Annotated in this window: 15 protein-coding genes; 8 read left to right on the top strand and 7 right to left on the bottom strand. The window is 41.6% G+C overall.

All coding sequences use genetic code 11. The annotated features are described in order from the left end of the window. Positions 1-44: 44 nt before the first annotated feature. Genes L0B18_RS11285 through L0B18_RS11270 form a run of 4 tightly spaced genes read right to left on the bottom strand, consistent with a single transcriptional unit; the run spans position 45 to position 3,418 of the window. Positions 45-974: a tetratricopeptide repeat protein gene (locus tag L0B18_RS11285; RefSeq protein ID WP_234571881.1), complete on the bottom strand. Its 930-nt coding sequence runs from the start codon at positions 972-974 to the stop codon at positions 45-47. Between the two features lie 37 nt (positions 975-1,011). Then, complete coding sequence (locus L0B18_RS11280) at positions 1,012-2,325, bottom strand: dicarboxylate/amino acid:cation symporter (protein ID WP_234571880.1); 1,314 nt, start codon at positions 2,323-2,325, stop codon at positions 1,012-1,014. Continuing rightward, a complete protein-coding gene (locus L0B18_RS11275) occupies positions 2,322-3,152 on the bottom strand; it encodes a DUF92 domain-containing protein (RefSeq protein WP_234571879.1) in 831 nt (276 codons plus the stop codon). The genes L0B18_RS11280 and L0B18_RS11275 overlap by 4 nt, the downstream gene beginning before the upstream one ends. 5 nt (positions 3,153-3,157) lie before the next feature. Continuing rightward, positions 3,158-3,418: a DUF3098 domain-containing protein gene (locus L0B18_RS11270; RefSeq protein ID WP_234571878.1), complete on the bottom strand. Its 261-nt coding sequence runs from the start codon at positions 3,416-3,418 to the stop codon at positions 3,158-3,160. 100 nt (positions 3,419-3,518) lie between these two features. Between L0B18_RS11270 and L0B18_RS11265 the strand changes: the two genes are divergently transcribed. The 5 genes from L0B18_RS11265 (at position 3,519) to L0B18_RS11245 (ending at position 9,665) form a co-directional block, all read left to right on the top strand. Beyond that, entirely contained in the window at positions 3,519-4,136 is a 618-nt protein-coding gene (locus L0B18_RS11265; RefSeq protein ID WP_234571877.1) for a Maf family protein, read from the top strand. Further along, entirely contained in the window at positions 4,126-6,018 is a 1,893-nt protein-coding gene (locus L0B18_RS11260) for a tetratricopeptide repeat protein (RefSeq protein WP_234571876.1), read from the top strand. The genes L0B18_RS11265 and L0B18_RS11260 overlap by 11 nt, the downstream gene beginning before the upstream one ends. Positions 6,019-6,023: 5 nt before the next feature. Beyond that, on the top strand, positions 6,024-7,298 hold the full coding sequence (locus L0B18_RS11255) for an asparagine synthetase B (RefSeq protein ID WP_234571875.1): 1,275 nt from the start codon (positions 6,024-6,026) through the stop codon (positions 7,296-7,298). A gap of 240 nt (positions 7,299-7,538) precedes the next feature. Next, positions 7,539-8,303 carry a nucleoside triphosphate pyrophosphohydrolase gene (gene mazG / locus L0B18_RS11250; protein WP_234571874.1) on the top strand — a complete coding sequence of 255 codons (765 nt, stop codon included), beginning with the start codon at positions 7,539-7,541 and terminating at the stop codon, positions 8,301-8,303. A 204-nt stretch (positions 8,304-8,507) separates the two neighbouring features. Next, positions 8,508-9,665 (top strand): citrate/2-methylcitrate synthase, encoded by a 1,158-nt coding sequence (locus tag L0B18_RS11245; RefSeq protein WP_234571873.1) that lies wholly within the window; start codon positions 8,508-8,510, stop codon positions 9,663-9,665. Positions 9,666-9,755: 90 nt separating this feature from the next. On the opposite strand, the gene ald is transcribed toward L0B18_RS11245, so the two are convergent. Together ald and L0B18_RS11235 are read right to left on the bottom strand one after the other, a co-directional pair. Beyond that, on the bottom strand, positions 9,756-10,868 hold the full coding sequence (gene ald, locus L0B18_RS11240) for an alanine dehydrogenase (protein WP_234571872.1): 1,113 nt from the start codon (positions 10,866-10,868) through the stop codon (positions 9,756-9,758). 129 nt (positions 10,869-10,997) lie between these two features. Then, entirely contained in the window at positions 10,998-11,279 is a 282-nt protein-coding gene (locus L0B18_RS11235; protein ID WP_234571871.1) for a hypothetical protein, read from the bottom strand. Positions 11,280-11,463: 184 nt separating this feature from the next. Here L0B18_RS11235 and L0B18_RS11230 point away from each other — a divergent pair, with 184 nt between their 5' ends. Next, positions 11,464-12,339: a DUF58 domain-containing protein gene (locus tag L0B18_RS11230; protein ID WP_234571870.1), complete on the top strand. Its 876-nt coding sequence runs from the start codon at positions 11,464-11,466 to the stop codon at positions 12,337-12,339. Here L0B18_RS11230 and L0B18_RS11225 read toward each other — a convergent pair. Further along, positions 12,336-13,601, bottom strand: a complete 1,266-nt coding sequence (locus tag L0B18_RS11225) for a M23 family metallopeptidase (protein ID WP_234571869.1) — start codon at positions 13,599-13,601, stop codon at positions 12,336-12,338. The two genes, L0B18_RS11230 and L0B18_RS11225, sit on opposite strands and share 4 nt — an antisense overlap. 383 nt (positions 13,602-13,984) lie before the next feature. On the opposite strand from L0B18_RS11225, the gene L0B18_RS11220 reads away from it, so the two are divergent. After that, a complete protein-coding gene (locus L0B18_RS11220) occupies positions 13,985-14,977 on the top strand; it encodes a hypothetical protein (RefSeq protein ID WP_234571868.1) in 993 nt (330 codons plus the stop codon). Further along, positions 14,974-15,972: a vWA domain-containing protein gene (locus tag L0B18_RS11215; RefSeq protein ID WP_234571867.1), complete on the top strand. Its 999-nt coding sequence runs from the start codon at positions 14,974-14,976 to the stop codon at positions 15,970-15,972. Before L0B18_RS11220 ends, L0B18_RS11215 begins: the two co-directional genes overlap by 4 nt. Positions 15,973-15,993 lie beyond the last annotated feature (21 nt).

Below are 15,993 nucleotides of genomic sequence, written 5' to 3'. Positions count from 1 at the left end.
ACTACTGTTCCCTCTAAAGTTAGAATTTATTCGATTATTGTCTACTATTTTAGGGTGATTTTTTCGAGTTCTGTAATTTTTTTTCTGCTTTTTACAGTTATCAGGTCAAGGTTTGTATTATTATGCGTAATTATTGACTTATAAACGTCAATTGCATCCTCTCTATTACCAAGATTCTCAAGAATTTCTGCTTTTTTAAACAAAAAAATTACATTGTCGGGCAAGGTATTTGTCAGATCATTGGCATAATATAAAGCATCCCCCAATCTTCCCTCTTTTTCATAGAGATACATCAGCATCATTTTGGCATCATTACTGATATAACTGTTACTGTTAGCCGCAATCTTCAGTTCAGCAAATCCATCTTCAATATCGGCGCTGAAGCCAAAAATATTTGTAGCCCATTTCATCCCGCTCGGAACACTGCCGACCATATAGTAAAACATTCCTTTCCCGATGCGTGCATCCGGACGGTTTGAATCAATGGAGAGTAACTTTCTTGTATAATTGAAACCTTTCAATCCACTTTGTAATGCAATACGATGTTCTCCCTGACCTGCTGCTACCAATCCGCGATAGCCATACAGTCCGCTCAACATTAAAACCATGGTTGTGTCGCTGGACTGCTTTTCGAGTTTTTGATGACTTAACTCTACTGCCTTTTCTGATTTATCTAAAAAATCATTGGCAAGTTCTCCCGATTGCTCAATAAAGAAATATTCAAGAAAGGGCATCATACTTTCGAAAAAGTATGGGCGAGGATCATCCGGATGTCTGTTTTTTATCTCTTCAAATATGCTGTTCGCTCGATCCCAATCCGTTTGATAAAAGGCTTCAATTCCTTGATTCAGCTTTTCATCATACCAATCCGTCTCTGATTTGGCTGATCCGGTTGAATCGCTCACCAATGGCATGTGAAGCATCAGTACAAGTATTGCAATACTCATCATAAAATTAAACTTTAAAGCCGTCATTTTCCCTCAGGAAAAGGAAAATTCAGGAGAAAAAGTTTCATTCTACGTCTTCATCATCCAGATGAAGCGGCCCGAGTAAACCTTCTGTATAAGCCACAGCAACTGACACGGCGGCATCACCGGTTATATTAACAGAGGTGCGGAGCATATCCAGAATCCGATCTACTCCTAAAATTAAAGCAATCCCTTCAAGAGGAACCTGGATGGCTTGAAGCACAATTACAAGCATGATAATTCCCGCTCCGGGAACGCCTGCGGCCCCTATGGAAGCCAGAGTTGCCGTAAGAACAATGATCAATTGTTGAGCAATGGTTAGATCCATTCCCAAAGCCTGAGCTATAAAAACGGCTGCAACTGCCTGGTAAAGGCTGGTTCCGTCCATGTTAATGGTGGCTCCAACGGGTAAAACAAAACTGGAAACCTCATCTTCAACTCCCAGATTTTTTTCAACTCGTTCCATTGTTACCGGCAAAGTAGCTACACTGGAACTTGTACTGAACCCCAGTAAAATTGCTGGCTGAATAGCCCTGAAAAAATCTCTGAGTTTCATTTTACTGAAGATTTTGAAAAGGGTTGAATAAACCACAAATACATGAACCAGCAGACCAATAATCACGGCAAGACAATACCATCCCAGCGCTTTAAGTAGTATCAGAGCCTGACCAATATCATCTCCGGCAAGATCGATAATGACTACCGCCATCAGGGCAAAAACTCCATAAGGAGCCACTTTCATAATTAAGTCTACTATTTTTATGATCACATCATTCAAAGCCTCAAACACATTAATGAGCACCTGCGATTTTTGAATGGGGATTTGAACAATCCCGATTCCAAGCAGTAAAGCCACAAAAACAATCTGAAGCATATTGCCGTTATCCGAAGCGGCAGCGAAGAAATTTTCTGGTACTATATCCACAATAAATTGAAGCGGACTCTGATCCAAAAGCTGTTGAGCGGCATCCCCTCTTCCCTGTACACCTTCTCCGTAACTTTCCATTAATGAGGTTCGTGTTTCTTCCGGGAGTGTTTTGCCGGGCTGAATAACATTTACAGAAGTCAAACCAATGGTAATGGCAAAAACGGTGGTTACCATATAAATACCAATTGTCTTTCCTCCCATCCGCGAAAGCTTTGTCATATCATTCAGGCTGGAAACCCCCACGACAAGCGATGCCAAAACCAAGGGAACGGCAATCAATTTTAAAAGAGTGATAAAAATATCACCAAAAGGACGAATATAATTGCTTGTAAATTCATTGAATCCGGCAACGCTGGACAGAAGTCCCCAAAGCAGGCCCAATATTAAACCGATAATAATTTGCCAGTGAAGTTTTTTATACCATTTCATAGAAGAATTATTTCTGTTATCAAGCTTGCTAAGAGACCACTAATACCAGTTGCCGCCCAGTTTACAAAACTGTTTGTGAAAGATTCAGAAGAGTTACTGAAATCATCCGGAGCAGAGAGTTCTACCTTTCGCTGACGAAACAAAGCCCCAACGATTGAATCGATAAACGCACCAAAAAAGCCGGAAAATAGAATAATCCCAAAAAACCGGATGGGATATAAAACATCCGTAAAAAAGACAAAACACGCTATTACCATTGCCCCGGCCAGTGCAGCCAATGTCCCTTTTATACTAATTCCGCCATCCACACCGGGAGTTACAGGCTCAAACGTAGTAATATTCCAGGTTTTACCAGGTTTTAACGTGCCGATTTCCGTAGCCCAGGTATCGGCCGTAGCAGTGGCAACCACTGCAAATGCGGCTATTAAGGCTGACAAAGTACCGAGTGCAAACCAAAGAATACAAAAAATTCCCACCCAAAATCCGTTTGCCCACACCTGGTATCCATCCCGGCGTTTTCGGGTTGGCTTCTTATCAAAGTCGGGTTGTTCGTGTTCGTTAAATCGAGTGAGCATGCTGCTGAAGCCAAAAAAGAAGATGACCGATGCAGCAAGAGCCCAGCCTCCCAAACCTAAAACCATCGTTCCCAAAATGATTACGGCTGTCGTGGCATCCAGAGAAATCCAGTTAAATAAAAAAGCGATATATGCCGCCAAAACGGAGAGCCCCAACCCGATCAAAATCAGGGCGTGATCTCCCATTTTTCCTTCAAGAATAAACAGGTAGATCAGGTTTAAGCCAAATAAATAGTTGATGAGCCGATACAATGGTTCTAAGATGAACTGTGAGTGGATGCGGATGGATTTTCAACTTTGTGATCTCTCTTCAAAATAGCATACACAACTACGGCGTAGCCCGCAATAATAACAACCGGTGAAATGTATAGAGAGATAAAACCATGCACTTCATTTTCAATTCTCATGGCTGTAAATCCAATAATGAGCAGCAACAAACCCAATCCCATCAACTTATAATTAAGCGGAGTAAAGAGCATGGATTTTTCTTCTTTGGTATTTCTTTTTTTTGCTGACATGAGTGCTTTTTAAACGGTTTCTGTTTTGTAAGTTCGATTGATTAAGTTATCTAATTATCTGAAACTGAAAAAACGGAACTCGAAGTAGTATACAAAATTTATGAAAGTTGTTTTGGCATCCGCCAGCCCCCGAAGAGCGCGGTTATTAGAACAGGTTGGCATTCGGTTTGAGGTCATGCCGTCTTCGATTGATGAAATCATTGAGGATGAAACCAAACCCGACACAGTTGTTGAAACACTGGCCAGGCATAAAGCAGAAGATGTCGCAGTCCATCAACCTGAACGGTTTATCATTGCGGCAGATACCATTGTCTGTTTAGACAATGAAATTCTTGGAAAACCTGCTGATGAAAATCAGGCGAAAGAATTTCTAAGACGATTAAGCGGTCATACACACGATGTTTTTAGCGGAGTCTACGCCGGCCTCACAAATTCCGCAAGTGAGTTTACTTCGTTCATTTCATTTTCCGAGAGAACAAAAGTCACGTTTTCTGCGTTATCTGAACAGGAAATAAACCAGTATGTTCAGTTTGGCCAGCCATTTGATAAAGCCGGTTCGTATGGAATCCAGGATGATCTTGGATCACTTTTTGTCGAAAGAATTGATGGCGATTATTATAATGTGGTTGGTTTTCCACTGCATCGCTTTTATGTGAATCTCAGAAATAAAATGCCAGATATACACAAGGAACTCTTTTTCGCACCTGATGAATCTTAAAAAACTAATTTTACTTCCCGCCATTTTGCTCTTGTTTTCCCCGCAAGTATTTGGGCAGATTGAAGATTATCAAACGGTAAATATCCTTATGCAGCAGCAGGAGTATGAGGAGGCACTTCCTATCATACAAAGCTTGTATGAAGAAAATCCCCGTTCCTTCGTTTATTTTGACCGATATACACAATGCCTCATCAACCTGAAAAAATTTAATGAAGCGGAAGCCGTTGCGCGAAGCCAGGCTAATGATAATCGTTTTCGGCTACAGGCATCCATCAAGCTGGCAGAAATTCTCCACCTGAAAGGTAATCGCGATGAAGCTCTGAAAACCTGGCAGCGTGTTATTGATCAAAATCCCGGAAATCATCAGGCGTATTTTGCCGTTGGAAATTCGATCGCCAGCCGCCAGGAATTCGATGCGGCAATCGACTTATTCAAAGAAGCACGAAAAGATCTCGGTGACGATACTCTTTTCCTTAATGAATTGGCAAATACATATATGCAAGCCGGACGCTTTGAAGAATCCGTTCGCGAATATTTTCGGCTGATTATTATATCGCCGGACCAAATGAGCATTGTTCAACAACGTTTTTTAAGAATGCGGGATGAAACATTGTATGAAGTTGCCGCTTTTGAACTTGAAGACCAATTGATGGATCTGGATACGGGACACCGAGCGTATTCGCCTTTATACCAGCTTTTAATTTGGCTCTTAATGGAAACGGATGAATATCAGCGGGCTTTTGTTTTCGCGCGGCAGTATGAAAATCAAACTCCCTATACCATTTATTCCCTTTTTACTCTTGGAAATCAGCTGGCTTCTGCCAGGAAATTTGATCTGGCGACACAAGCTTTTCAATATTACACAGATGCGGATGATTCTTCCGTTCGTTTCCGAGCGATGGAGGATATGGCTGCCACTTATCGGGAATGGGGACAATATCTAAAGCAAAACAATATTCTTACTTCGGCTGAACAGGATCAAAAATTTGTAAGAGCTTTTGAAGGCTACAAACAACTTATTGAGACGGCTCCGAATTATGATAACGCCTCTCAAATCTACTCCAATTTGATTGATTTGTCGGTTGATTTCTACAAAGATTTGGAGAAAGCCGAATTTTGGTTCGGTGAAATGCAAAGTCATGCAGAACGGGAGGATCCCTACTTGTACTATGCCGAGGGACGAATTGCCCTGTTTAAAAAGGATTTTATGACTGCAAGGCAAGCTTTGACGAGGGCCGACAAACAGTCGGATGAATCAGCGTTGTCCGAGAAAACCCGGTACTATCTCAGCCTCTCCGATTTTTTCGCCGGTGATTTTGAGTTTGCCGAAATTCAGCTTAAAACGCTTGAACGAAGAAATACGTCATACTATGCGAACGATGCAATTAAACTAAGAATGTGGATAAAGAATGGTCTTCGGGCAGATTCAACGGGAAGCTTGCTTGAAACGATTGGAAATTCATTGTATTCCATCCATACGGGAAATTATGATGATGCACTTGCTGAACTGGAACCTATTCTGGCGCAACCCGACCACTCTTTTTCGGACGATCTATCCCTGGAAATATCATCTGATCTTCCCGATCAATACAATAAATTGAAACTTCAGCTATTGAACAGGATCATTCAATCTCAACCCTACAGCCCGCTCAAAGAACGTTTGCTTTGGGATCAGGCTATTTTGGTTGAATCCACATTACAAGTGGAGAGTATTCCCCAAAGTCCGTTTTTATTTGAATTTCTTGAATCAGAAATGGATCTACAATTCACAAGGCAAAATCTTATTGACTTGTTTGAAGAACTTCTTATTGAATTCCCGAATGGATTCTATGCGCCATTTGTGAGAGATAAACTCGAAAATTTAGAAACAACTTCTACCTGAATGATATGACCAGACGGCTTATTCATATTCTTTTGTTTGCCTTGATTTGTGGGGGAATTGCAGAATCCTCAAATGCTCAGCGAGTGCTTATCCCGATGGATGGTTCTCAAACCAACCACCTGAAAGCTTATGGAATTATTTTTAACCATATTGATTCGGGTGAATCCGGAATGTGGTTGCTGAACTATCGGGGCGGTAGTTTTCTTACCTCGGCAACAAATGACATCGTTCGAAAAAGCCGGCTCAAGAATGTAAGTGTTGAAACCATTTCAGAATCAGAAGCAGCTTCGATCATTGCCGAAGTAGAGCAGCCCAATGTAAATATGGCTGCCATCAACCTGGAAAAATCACCGAATGTTGCAGTATATACTCCACCTGGCGCTCTTCCCTGGGATGACGCTGTAACTCTTGCACTCGATTACGCAGAAATTCCCTACGATAAAATTTATGATACTGAAGTTCTCAGCGGTGCGCTTGAAGAATACGATTGGCTCCACCTGCACCATGAAGATTTTACCGGTCAGTATGGAAAATTCTGGGCGATTTACAGAACATCACCCTGGTATATTGCAAGCGTTCGTGAACAGGAAGAACTCGCACAAAAATTAGGGTATGATAAAGTTAGTCAACTTAAACTTGATGTGGTCCACAACATTCGGGACTTCGTAACGGAGGGTGGCTTCATGTTTGCCATGTGTTCCGCTACAGACACATTCGATCTTGCACTTGCAGCCGAAGGAGTAGATGCCCTTCCCACACCAATGGACGGCGACCCGATCGACCCAAATGTGAATGAAAAACTAAACTTCAGTAACACATTTGCTTTTGAAAATTTTGAAATCATAACGGATCCGTATATTTATGAACACTCCGATATTGATATCGAAGTGGATTTAAACCGAATCAGCGAAAGCCTTGATTATTTTACCCTTTTTGAATTTTCGGCAAAATGGGATCCGGTTCCAACCATGCTCACTCAAAATCATGTAAATAGTCTGCGTGGCTTTTACGGACAAGCCACAGCCTTTCAAAAGGATAAAGTTAAAAGCAGTGTAGTTGTTCTTGCAGAATCTCCCGGACGGGATCAGGTAAAATATATTCATGGAAATATTGGCCGCGGAACCTTTACATTTTATGCAGGTCACGATCCCGAAGACTACCAACATCGGGTTGGAGATCCCCCAACTGATTTAAACCTCCACACAAACAGCCCGGGTTATCGGTTGATCCTGAACAACATTCTCTTCCCGGCAGCCGAAAAGAAGAAAAAACAAACGTAGCTCAGATTTTGGAAAACAATAAATCATCGCAGGCAGTGTAATGTAATCTCCCGATAGATTACCAGCTAAAAATCTCTTCTCATTACCTGTGGATTCTCCCAACATCAATACATCGTAAATTCACAATATTTCAAGAAATTCAAATTTTCAAATTCCCTGAAAAATCATCATCAAAATTAATACCTTCTACTCGACTAATTGTATTCGTGTCAACTGCTTACTGTTAACTGACGATTGAAAATGAAGCCTTCCGATAAATTTGAAGATTTTGTTGAACTTGTTTCCATCCTCAGAAAAGAATGTCCGTGGGATCGAAAGCAAACGCATCACTCCATCAAAGACAACCTGATTGAGGAAGCGTACGAAGCAGTTGAAGCGATTGATGAGGAAGAGTATGACGAGCTATCCAAAGAACTGGGCGATCTTCTTTTGCATGTGGTATTTCACAGCAAGATGGCTTCCGAAACAAATACTTTTACAATTGACGATGTGATTTACAGAATTTCCGAAAAACTGATACGAAGGCATCCCCATGTTTTTGATGATGTTGAAGTGGAAGATGAAAAAGGTGTAGCCGCCAACTGGGAATCTATAAAATTAAAAGAAGGCAAAAAGTCTGTTTTAGATGGTGTCCCCAAACATCTGCCCGGACTAATTCGGGCACAACGCATGCAGGAAAAAGCAGGCAATGTGGGGTTCGACTGGGCCGAATGGCAACTCGCCTGGGAAAAGCTAAATGAGGAAATTGATGAGTGGCGGGAGTCCGTAAATCGTCAATCTAAAGAAGAACAGCGTGAAGAATTTGGTGATCTTCTGTTTAGCCTCGTGAATGTGGGACGATTGCTGGATCTGAATGCAGAGGACTCTCTCCGCATGGCCAACAAAAAGTTTAACGACCGCTTCAGATATATTGAAGAAAAGCTTGCTGAACAGGGAAAATCCATTACAGAATCGAACCTTGAGGAAATGGATAAATATTGGGAAGAAGCGAAAACTAAACTGTGATGGTTTATGTTACATAAATCTATTAAACAGTACAGCGAGGCTTCTATAATCGTCCTCTGTTTTGTATTTTAATATTGTAAATGAAATAACCTGTAAAAACAGTAATCTTAAGTTAAATCACTATTTTTTCGGGATTCCGAGTTAAATACAAGGTTGTAAAAAGATTGCAAACAAAGATCAGATAACTTTAAAAAGACTATAGAAATGGCGGAGCACAATCTACAGAATATAGATCTCGACAAATACCCTCACATCAATAAAGGACTTGATGGTATTGTCGCTTTCTCAACAACAAAAAGTTTTATTGACGGAAAATCCGGAGACCTGATTTTTTCCGGGTATCACATTGATACACTTGCTGAAAATGCCACTTTTGAAGAGGTTTGCTTCTTGTTGTGGAATGATCGTTTACCGAATGAACAGGAACTGGATGATTTACATCAAAAGCTGAGAAGTGAGAGAAAGCTTCCGGAACCGGTTTTGACCTACATCAAAACAACAAGGAAGACTGCTGAGCCGATGGCTGTATTGAGAACGGCTGTTTCTATGCTTGCTGATTTTCAGGACGACTCGAGCGATACAATGGATCATGCCATTGCGGTTACCGCTCAAATTCCAACAATCATTGCTGCATTTGACCGTGCCCGAAACGATAAAGATATTATTGAACCTCTGGATGAAGGGAGTACAGCATTCAACTTCCTCTACATGTTGAATGGTGAAGAACCAGGCGAAGCAGCCGAGCGCACAATGGATCTTTGCCTTGTTATCCACGCTGAGCATGGCATGAATGCATCAACATTTACAGCCAGAACCATTTGTGCTACGCAGTCTGATATGTTCTCTGCAGTAACGGGAGCAATTGGAGCTCTGAAAGGCCCGCTTCATGGTGGAGCCAATACCGCCGTTATGAACATGCTTCTGGACCTTGAGGAAAAAGAAGGAAAAGATGCAGACCCGGTCGCTTTCACAAAAGAAAAACTTAGCAAAAAAGAGAAAATGATGGGTTTTGGTCACCGGGTTTATAAAACATTTGATCCAAGAGCCGTACATCTTCGAAAAATGTCGAAAAAACTTTCTGAAGAAACCGGGCATGAATATCTCTATGAATGGTCTGAAGCGATGGTTAAAACCATGAAAGATGAGAAAGGCATTGATCCCAATGTAGACTTCTTTTCTGCAACGGTCTATTATTCACTTGGAATCAAACCCGATTTGTACACCTGTATTTTTACAATGAGCCGTATTTCAGGATGGACCGCTCACTTCTTTGAACAAAAAGAAAACAACCGCCTGATTCGTCCGCGTGCTCTTTATGTAGGTGAGAAAAATCTCGAATGGGTTCCGGTTGAAGATCGATAAATAATTTTCTTACTGAACTTAAAAAAGCCCTGCATGTTCTTCGTGCAGGGCTTTTTTTTATCAAAAGAAAGTTTCTTAACCGCGATAGATTTAAATCACCTCTTCAATGGACGTGTAGCCCATACCAAAAGCTTCGGCGACATCTTTGTAGACTATCTTGCCATCAACAATGTTCAATCCCTTTCTCAGTTCAGGGTCATCCGTCAATGCTTGTTTCCATCCTTTATTCGCAATTTGAACGGCGTAAGGAGTTGTTACATTGGTGAGTCCTAATGTGGATGTATACGGAACAGCTCCCGGCATATTTGCCACGCAGTAGTGAACCACATCATCAATAATATAAATAGGATCGTCATGAGTGGTCGGTTTTGATGTTTCAAAACACCCCCCCTGGTCAATAGCAACATCCACCATGACTGTTCCGGGCCGCATCAGTTTTAGCATATCCTTGCGAATCAGGCTGGGCGCTTTTGCTCCGGGGATAAGAACAGCTCCAATTACTAAATCTGTGAGAGGCAATAGATTACGAATATTCCCTTCGGTTGAATAAAGTGTATGCACATTTTTGGGCATCACGTCATCAAGATATCGAAGCTTTGGAATGTTGATATCCAGAATGGTAGTGTTGGCACCCATTCCTGCTGCAATTTTTGCTGCATTTATTCCTACAATCCCCCCCCCAAGTACAATCACATTTGCCGGAGGCACGCCGGGAATACCGCCCATCAGAATGCCGCGACCACCCGTTGCTTTTTCCAAATATTTGGCGCCTTCCTGTGCTGCCATACGGCCGGCAACTTCACTCATCGGAACAAGCAGCGGCAATGAACCATCTTTCTTCTCAACAGTTTCATAGGCAATGGCAATTGCACCGGAGTTCTGAACGGCTTCGGTCAACTCCTGGCTGGCAGCAAAATGGAAGTAGGTAAATATAATCTGCCCTTCCCTCATCCGCGGATATTCAACCTTGATTGGTTCTTTTACTTTCATGATCATGTCTGCTTCCTGCCATATCTTCCCGACATCATCAATGATCGTAGCCCCCCGTTCTTCATACATTTCATTCGTAAATCCGCTGCCCAAACCAGCATTCTTTTCTACTAAAACCTTATGCCCATTTCTTTTCATCTGAAGCACTCCGGCCGGTTGTAGCGAAACCCTGTTCTCGTGTGTTTTAATCTCTTTTGGAACTCCGATAATCATTATTTCTTGACTTAGTTTAGATGAAAACCTCCTTCAGAAATGTAGTAAACTTTAACCTAAAAGTTTAATTGGGGGGATGGAATAATTGAGGCACCAAGGAACGGTTTGATGCAATAAACAGGCTCCCGCTCAGGAGTTATTTTCCTTTTTTTGAAGTGCTTTGATTTTGGCGATTCCCTTCAGAGTAATCGAGATGTGTCCGTATAAAAAAGGACCGCCTATCGTTGTGAGTTCAATCAGTTTTTGATCATTCATATATTCGAAGTAATACTTAATCTCTCTCCTGCCGAAACCTAGGTCTTCATTGAGTTCTTCAACGGATATATTATGTCCAGGTTGGTAATCAGTAATTTCTGCGGCTCTTTTAAGAATCTGTTCGCACTTTTTATTGAATCCTTTTCCAATAAGCATCCGTTGCAAGTATTAAACAATTAAAGGGTTTTAATGCTGATATACATTCACCATTTGAGCTTATGAAAGCGTTACCTAACTGTTAAGCTATTGTTAAGAATTGTGTACTTTGAGGCGGTCCCGGAACTCATTATTTTTGAGTCCAACTGGATATCTGAGTATTATTGATGCCTAACGTTTTATTATGATTTCGAAAGAGATATTAAAGAAAATCAGGAAGCTGGAAATTCACACCAAGGGATTGGTGAATAACATTTTCAGCGGCGAATACCAAACTGCATTTAAAGGCCGGGGAATGGAGTTTTCCGAAGTGCGTGCCTACACCTTCGGCGATGACGTTCGGCAGATTGACTGGAATGTGACTGCAAGAAGTTCGGAACCATATATCAAAGTTTTTGAAGAAGAGCGGGAACAGACTCTGGTGCTTTGCGTGGACATCTCACCCAGTGGATTTTTCGGGAGCCACTCTCAAACCAAAATGGAACTGGCTATTGAGATTTGTGCCGTGCTGGCGTTCAGTGCCATCAAAAATGGTGACAAAGTAGGACTGGTTCTTTTTTCTGATAAAGTTGAAAAAGTTGTTCCTCCCAAGAAAGGGCGTACGCATGTACTCAGGCTCATCAGGGAACTTTACACAACCGAGCCCCAGGGAAAAACCACGAATATTGCAGATGCTCTGTCTTATGTAAACCGGTTACTAACACGCAGGGCCATTCTCGTGCTGGCATCCGATTTCCAGGATCAAAATTTTGAAAAGCAACACCGCATTACCGCCCGCAAGCACGACCTTGTAAATCTGGTAATTAATGACAAACTGGAAGAAGACTTGCCCAATATTGGTATTGTACCGCTCAGGGATGCAGAATCGGGCAAGGAAGCCCTGGTAGATACATCCAGTAAAAAAGTTAGAGAAGCCTACCGGAAGAGAGTTGAAGATCGCAAAAAAGTGCTCGCTGAATACTTCCTGAAAAATAAAATGGACTCCATTGATGTGTATACAAATGAGTCCTACATCCAACCTCTGATTAACTTTTTCCAGAGAAGAATTCGGAGATTTTAATTCATCGCAAGCTCTTCAGGAGCGTCCAGGCTATTGAGCATATCATCAAAACGAACCATAGTAGTTTTGTACGCATCCATGTAAATATCTTTAAGACCTTCGGATGGCGGAAAATCATAGGTTACAGAATTGACGGGTGAATCATGCTTATATAATCTGTAGCATAAGTGTGGCCCTGTCGCCAAACCTGTCTGGCCAACATAACCGATAACCTGTCCCTGTTTCACTCGAACACCGGCACGAATTCCGGACGCAAATCGACTCATATGAAGGTAAGCTGTTCGGTAAACACTGTTATGTTTGATCTGAACAATATTTCCATTGCCCCCGCGTCGCTGGGCTTCGGTAACAATACCATCGCCTGCCGCAAGTATCGGAGTACCTGTTGGTGCAGCGTAGTCGGTTCCGTAATGAGGGCGATTTCGTTTAAGGATTGGATGGTATCGGTTTCTCGAAAAGCTTGAACTAATTCTCGGATTATATTCAAAAGGTACACGCATCATCACACGGCGCATACTGTTTCCTTCATTGTCATAGTATCCAGCTTGCTCACCATCGTCAAAAAAGTAGGCACGAAGTTCTTTACCGCGATGCACAAATTCAGCTGCTCTTACTTTGCCGATTCCAATATACTCGCCATTCACATATCGATCTTCGTACACAGCTTTAAACTGGTCTCCCATTTGTAGTCCGTAAAAGTCTACCGTCCAGGCATAAATATTTGCGAGTTCCACTACAAGTTTCTGAGATATTTCCTGCTCCATCAAAGCACTGGCAAGAGAACTGTGAATCGTACCGGAAACCGTTCTTATAACTGTTTCTACAGGTATTTCTCCGTTCTCAATTGTAATTTCATCTTTCCAGTTGATGGTGGTAAATTCTGTAGACGTCCGGTGCCACACAAATGCAAAAACTCCTTCCTCATCCCTGTATAATCGATATTTTTGTCCGGGCATCATCCGGTTAAGTTTCACCTCGCCTTTTGCGGCCTGTTGTATCTCAAAAATCTTTTCGGGAGAAACATCATTTCTGTTCAAAACGATATATAGCGATTCATTCCGTTGAATCTCATCATCCAGAACTTCAAAATTGTCTGTAGTCAGCCCGTAAATATCCACGCCGGGTGAAGGAGGAATCTCACTTAAATTTTGAATGGTTATAGTTTCTTTTTCAGGAAAGCGAATTTCATTGTTCCCCCAATTCATAGCAATGAGAATGAACAGAGACAGTAAAAAAACGAGCGCTATAAGTTTCTTTGTCATAAATAAAGTGAATTTGAAGGGCTATACCGGCAGATGATTTCCGCACAAAAATAATAGAATTCCAACTGGAATCATAATCCAATTTCATAGTAAATAGTCTGATCATTACCTAACCCGAATTTTGAATTCTATATGTAAATAATCTTGATACATTTAACGGTTATTTGGTAACCGGATTTTTTTACTGTTCCACTAAATACTTTTCCGAATGGGTTGTTCTCCCATTCACTTTTTTTATTTTTGGCACATCTTTTCATCCTCTTGGTGGAATCAAATAAGAATTCAACGGTGGATTAAATAATCCGTTTCCACTTTCGTTAAAGCATTCGTTATCTTTAGGACTTGAATTTTTTTAGAGTTAATTCTGAATCATTTAAATCTGCGTGAAACCGGCAACATTTTTTGTCTTTCTGTTTCTAAGCTTCTGCTTCTCAGCAGCCAGTACTGCTCAACAAATCCACACCTATGTGGATGCAGACTCGCTGCAAGTAGGCGATCAGTTTACGTACACTATTGTATTCAACGGCTCATACAGCAGTATTGAATTCCCAACCGAAGAATCTTTTGAAGAAGACTTGACGGTAAATTCAGTCCAGCGATATCAGTCAACCGCCGGGAGAGACAGTATTGTTTACAATCTTCAATTTTTCGGGATCGAGGATCTGACGATAGGTCCAAAAGAAATTTCCGTACAATCAGAAACTCGTGATACCACAGTAACCACGACTCCTGTCCCCCTTCATTTTAAAACTTCTCTCGCTGCCGACGATGATGAGTTCCGGCCAATGAAACCGATCTTCTCATTTGCACGAGCATGGTGGCCGTATATTCTTGGATTGATTATTCTTTTAATTGCAGGATATTATTTCTACAGATGGTACACCAATCGAGAAATCACTGAAGAGCCAGAACCTGAACCGGTGGCTCCTCCCGCCCCCTTCTCGGATCCGATTGAAGAGCTGAAAGGAACCATTTCAGGCCTCTTTGATGTGGAATTTCTTGAAACATTTGAACAGTTTGAAAGATTCTATGTTGAATTGGGAGATGCCATCCGACTATACATAAAACGTGTTTATGAATTCCACGCTCTTGAAATGACAACATCAGAGATCACTCTTTCTCTTCAGGATGAACACGCTCCACCAAAAATAATCTCCATCACCCGAAAAGTTCTGAATGAAGCGGATATCGTAAAATTTGCCAATTTCAATCCGGGCACAGAAGGTGCACAAAAAGCATTGCATACGGCTCGTTTGTTTATCGAAACGGCCGAGGTTGTAAATCACGAGCAGATCAAGTATATGAAGTACAAGTACGAAGTAAAGCATGGAATTGTGAAGGGCGATAAGATAAAAAACAAAGAAGAAGTTTCATGAGTTGGGCAAATCCCGAATTTTTCTGGCTACTGATTTTAGTGCCTTTCTATATCGGGTATAAGCTATGGTTTGTCCTTACCAAAAAAGATCCATCCCTAACCTTCTCTTCCACAAAGTTCTTTAAAGAACTGCCGGGAAATTATCGGGCCTACTTAATTTGGCTGACACCCATTCTTTACATTGGCGCTTATGTTCTCCTGGTGATGGCATTGGCCCGGCCGCAACTTCAAAACTCAAATATTGAGCGTAATGCCGAGGGAATTGATATCATCATAAGTATTGATATTTCATCGTCAATGCTGGCTGAAGACATTTCTCCAAACCGGTTGGCAGCGGCAAAGTCAGTTGCTTCCGATTTTATCAACGAAAGAATTTCAGACAGAATAGGAATCAACGTTTTTGCACGCGAAAGTTTTACTGTTGTGCCTCCCACACTCGATCACGATCTGGTGAAAAATATGCTGGAATCTGTGAATCTTGGCATGGTTCGGGACGGTACGGCCATTGGCATGGGAATCGCAACATCCATCAACCGGCTGAGGGATAGCGAAGCGGAAAGTAAAGTAATTATTCTTCTGACAGACGGAATGAATAACGCCGGTGAAATTGACCCGATTACCGCCGGTGAGATGGCTGCAACCTTTGGCATCCGGATTTATACGCTTGGAATAGGAACCAGGGGAACGGCCCCCTACCCTGTCGACGACCCAGTTTTTGGCCGCCGTTACCAAAATGTGGAAGTAAATATCGACGAAGAGATGCTAACACAGGTAGCCAATCAAACCGGGGGAAATTATTATCGGGCTACTGATTTACAGGAACTGATTGATATTTATGATGAAATCGACCGCCTGGAACAATCAGAGATTGAAGAAATTATTTACATCGATTACCGGGAACTCTATCCGTGGTATTTGGGATTGGGAATTTTGGTACTCTTACTTGGATTTTTAAATGAACGATTCTTCACACGATCCCCATTGTTTTACTCCTGAGAGAAACGAATTACAGTTTTT

It is taken from the genome of Rhodohalobacter sp. 614A (assembly GCF_021462415.1).
Classification (GTDB): Bacteria; Bacteroidota; Rhodothermia; order Balneolales; family Balneolaceae; genus Rhodohalobacter.
This window is presented reverse-complemented; position numbering and strand designations above follow the sequence as displayed.

Bases quoted from the DNA above. Each gene is read 5' to 3' on its own strand.
- L0B18_RS11285 (WP_234571881.1), bottom strand. From the start codon at position 974: ATGACGGCTTTAAAGTTTAATTTTATGATGAGTATTGCAATACTTGTA.
- L0B18_RS11280 (WP_234571880.1), bottom strand. From the start codon at position 2,325: ATGAAATGGTATAAAAAACTTCACTGGCAAATTATTATCGGTTTAATA.
- L0B18_RS11270 (WP_234571878.1), bottom strand. From the start codon at position 3,418: ATGTCAGCAAAAAAAAGAAATACCAAAGAAGAAAAATCCATGCTCTTT.
- L0B18_RS11265 (WP_234571877.1), top strand. From the start codon at position 3,519: ATGAAAGTTGTTTTGGCATCCGCCAGCCCCCGAAGAGCGCGGTTATTA.
- L0B18_RS11260 (WP_234571876.1), top strand. From the start codon at position 4,126: ATGAATCTTAAAAAACTAATTTTACTTCCCGCCATTTTGCTCTTGTTT.
- L0B18_RS11255 (WP_234571875.1), top strand. From the start codon at position 6,024: ATGACCAGACGGCTTATTCATATTCTTTTGTTTGCCTTGATTTGTGGG.
- mazG (WP_234571874.1), top strand. From the start codon at position 7,539: ATGAAGCCTTCCGATAAATTTGAAGATTTTGTTGAACTTGTTTCCATC.
- L0B18_RS11245 (WP_234571873.1), top strand. From the start codon at position 8,508: ATGGCGGAGCACAATCTACAGAATATAGATCTCGACAAATACCCTCAC.
- ald (WP_234571872.1), bottom strand. From the start codon at position 10,868: ATGATTATCGGAGTTCCAAAAGAGATTAAAACACACGAGAACAGGGTT.
- L0B18_RS11235 (WP_234571871.1), bottom strand. From the start codon at position 11,279: ATGCTTATTGGAAAAGGATTCAATAAAAAGTGCGAACAGATTCTTAAA.
- L0B18_RS11230 (WP_234571870.1), top strand. From the start codon at position 11,464: ATGATTTCGAAAGAGATATTAAAGAAAATCAGGAAGCTGGAAATTCAC.
- L0B18_RS11225 (WP_234571869.1), bottom strand. From the start codon at position 13,601: ATGACAAAGAAACTTATAGCGCTCGTTTTTTTACTGTCTCTGTTCATT.
- L0B18_RS11215 (WP_234571867.1), top strand. From the start codon at position 14,974: ATGAGTTGGGCAAATCCCGAATTTTTCTGGCTACTGATTTTAGTGCCT.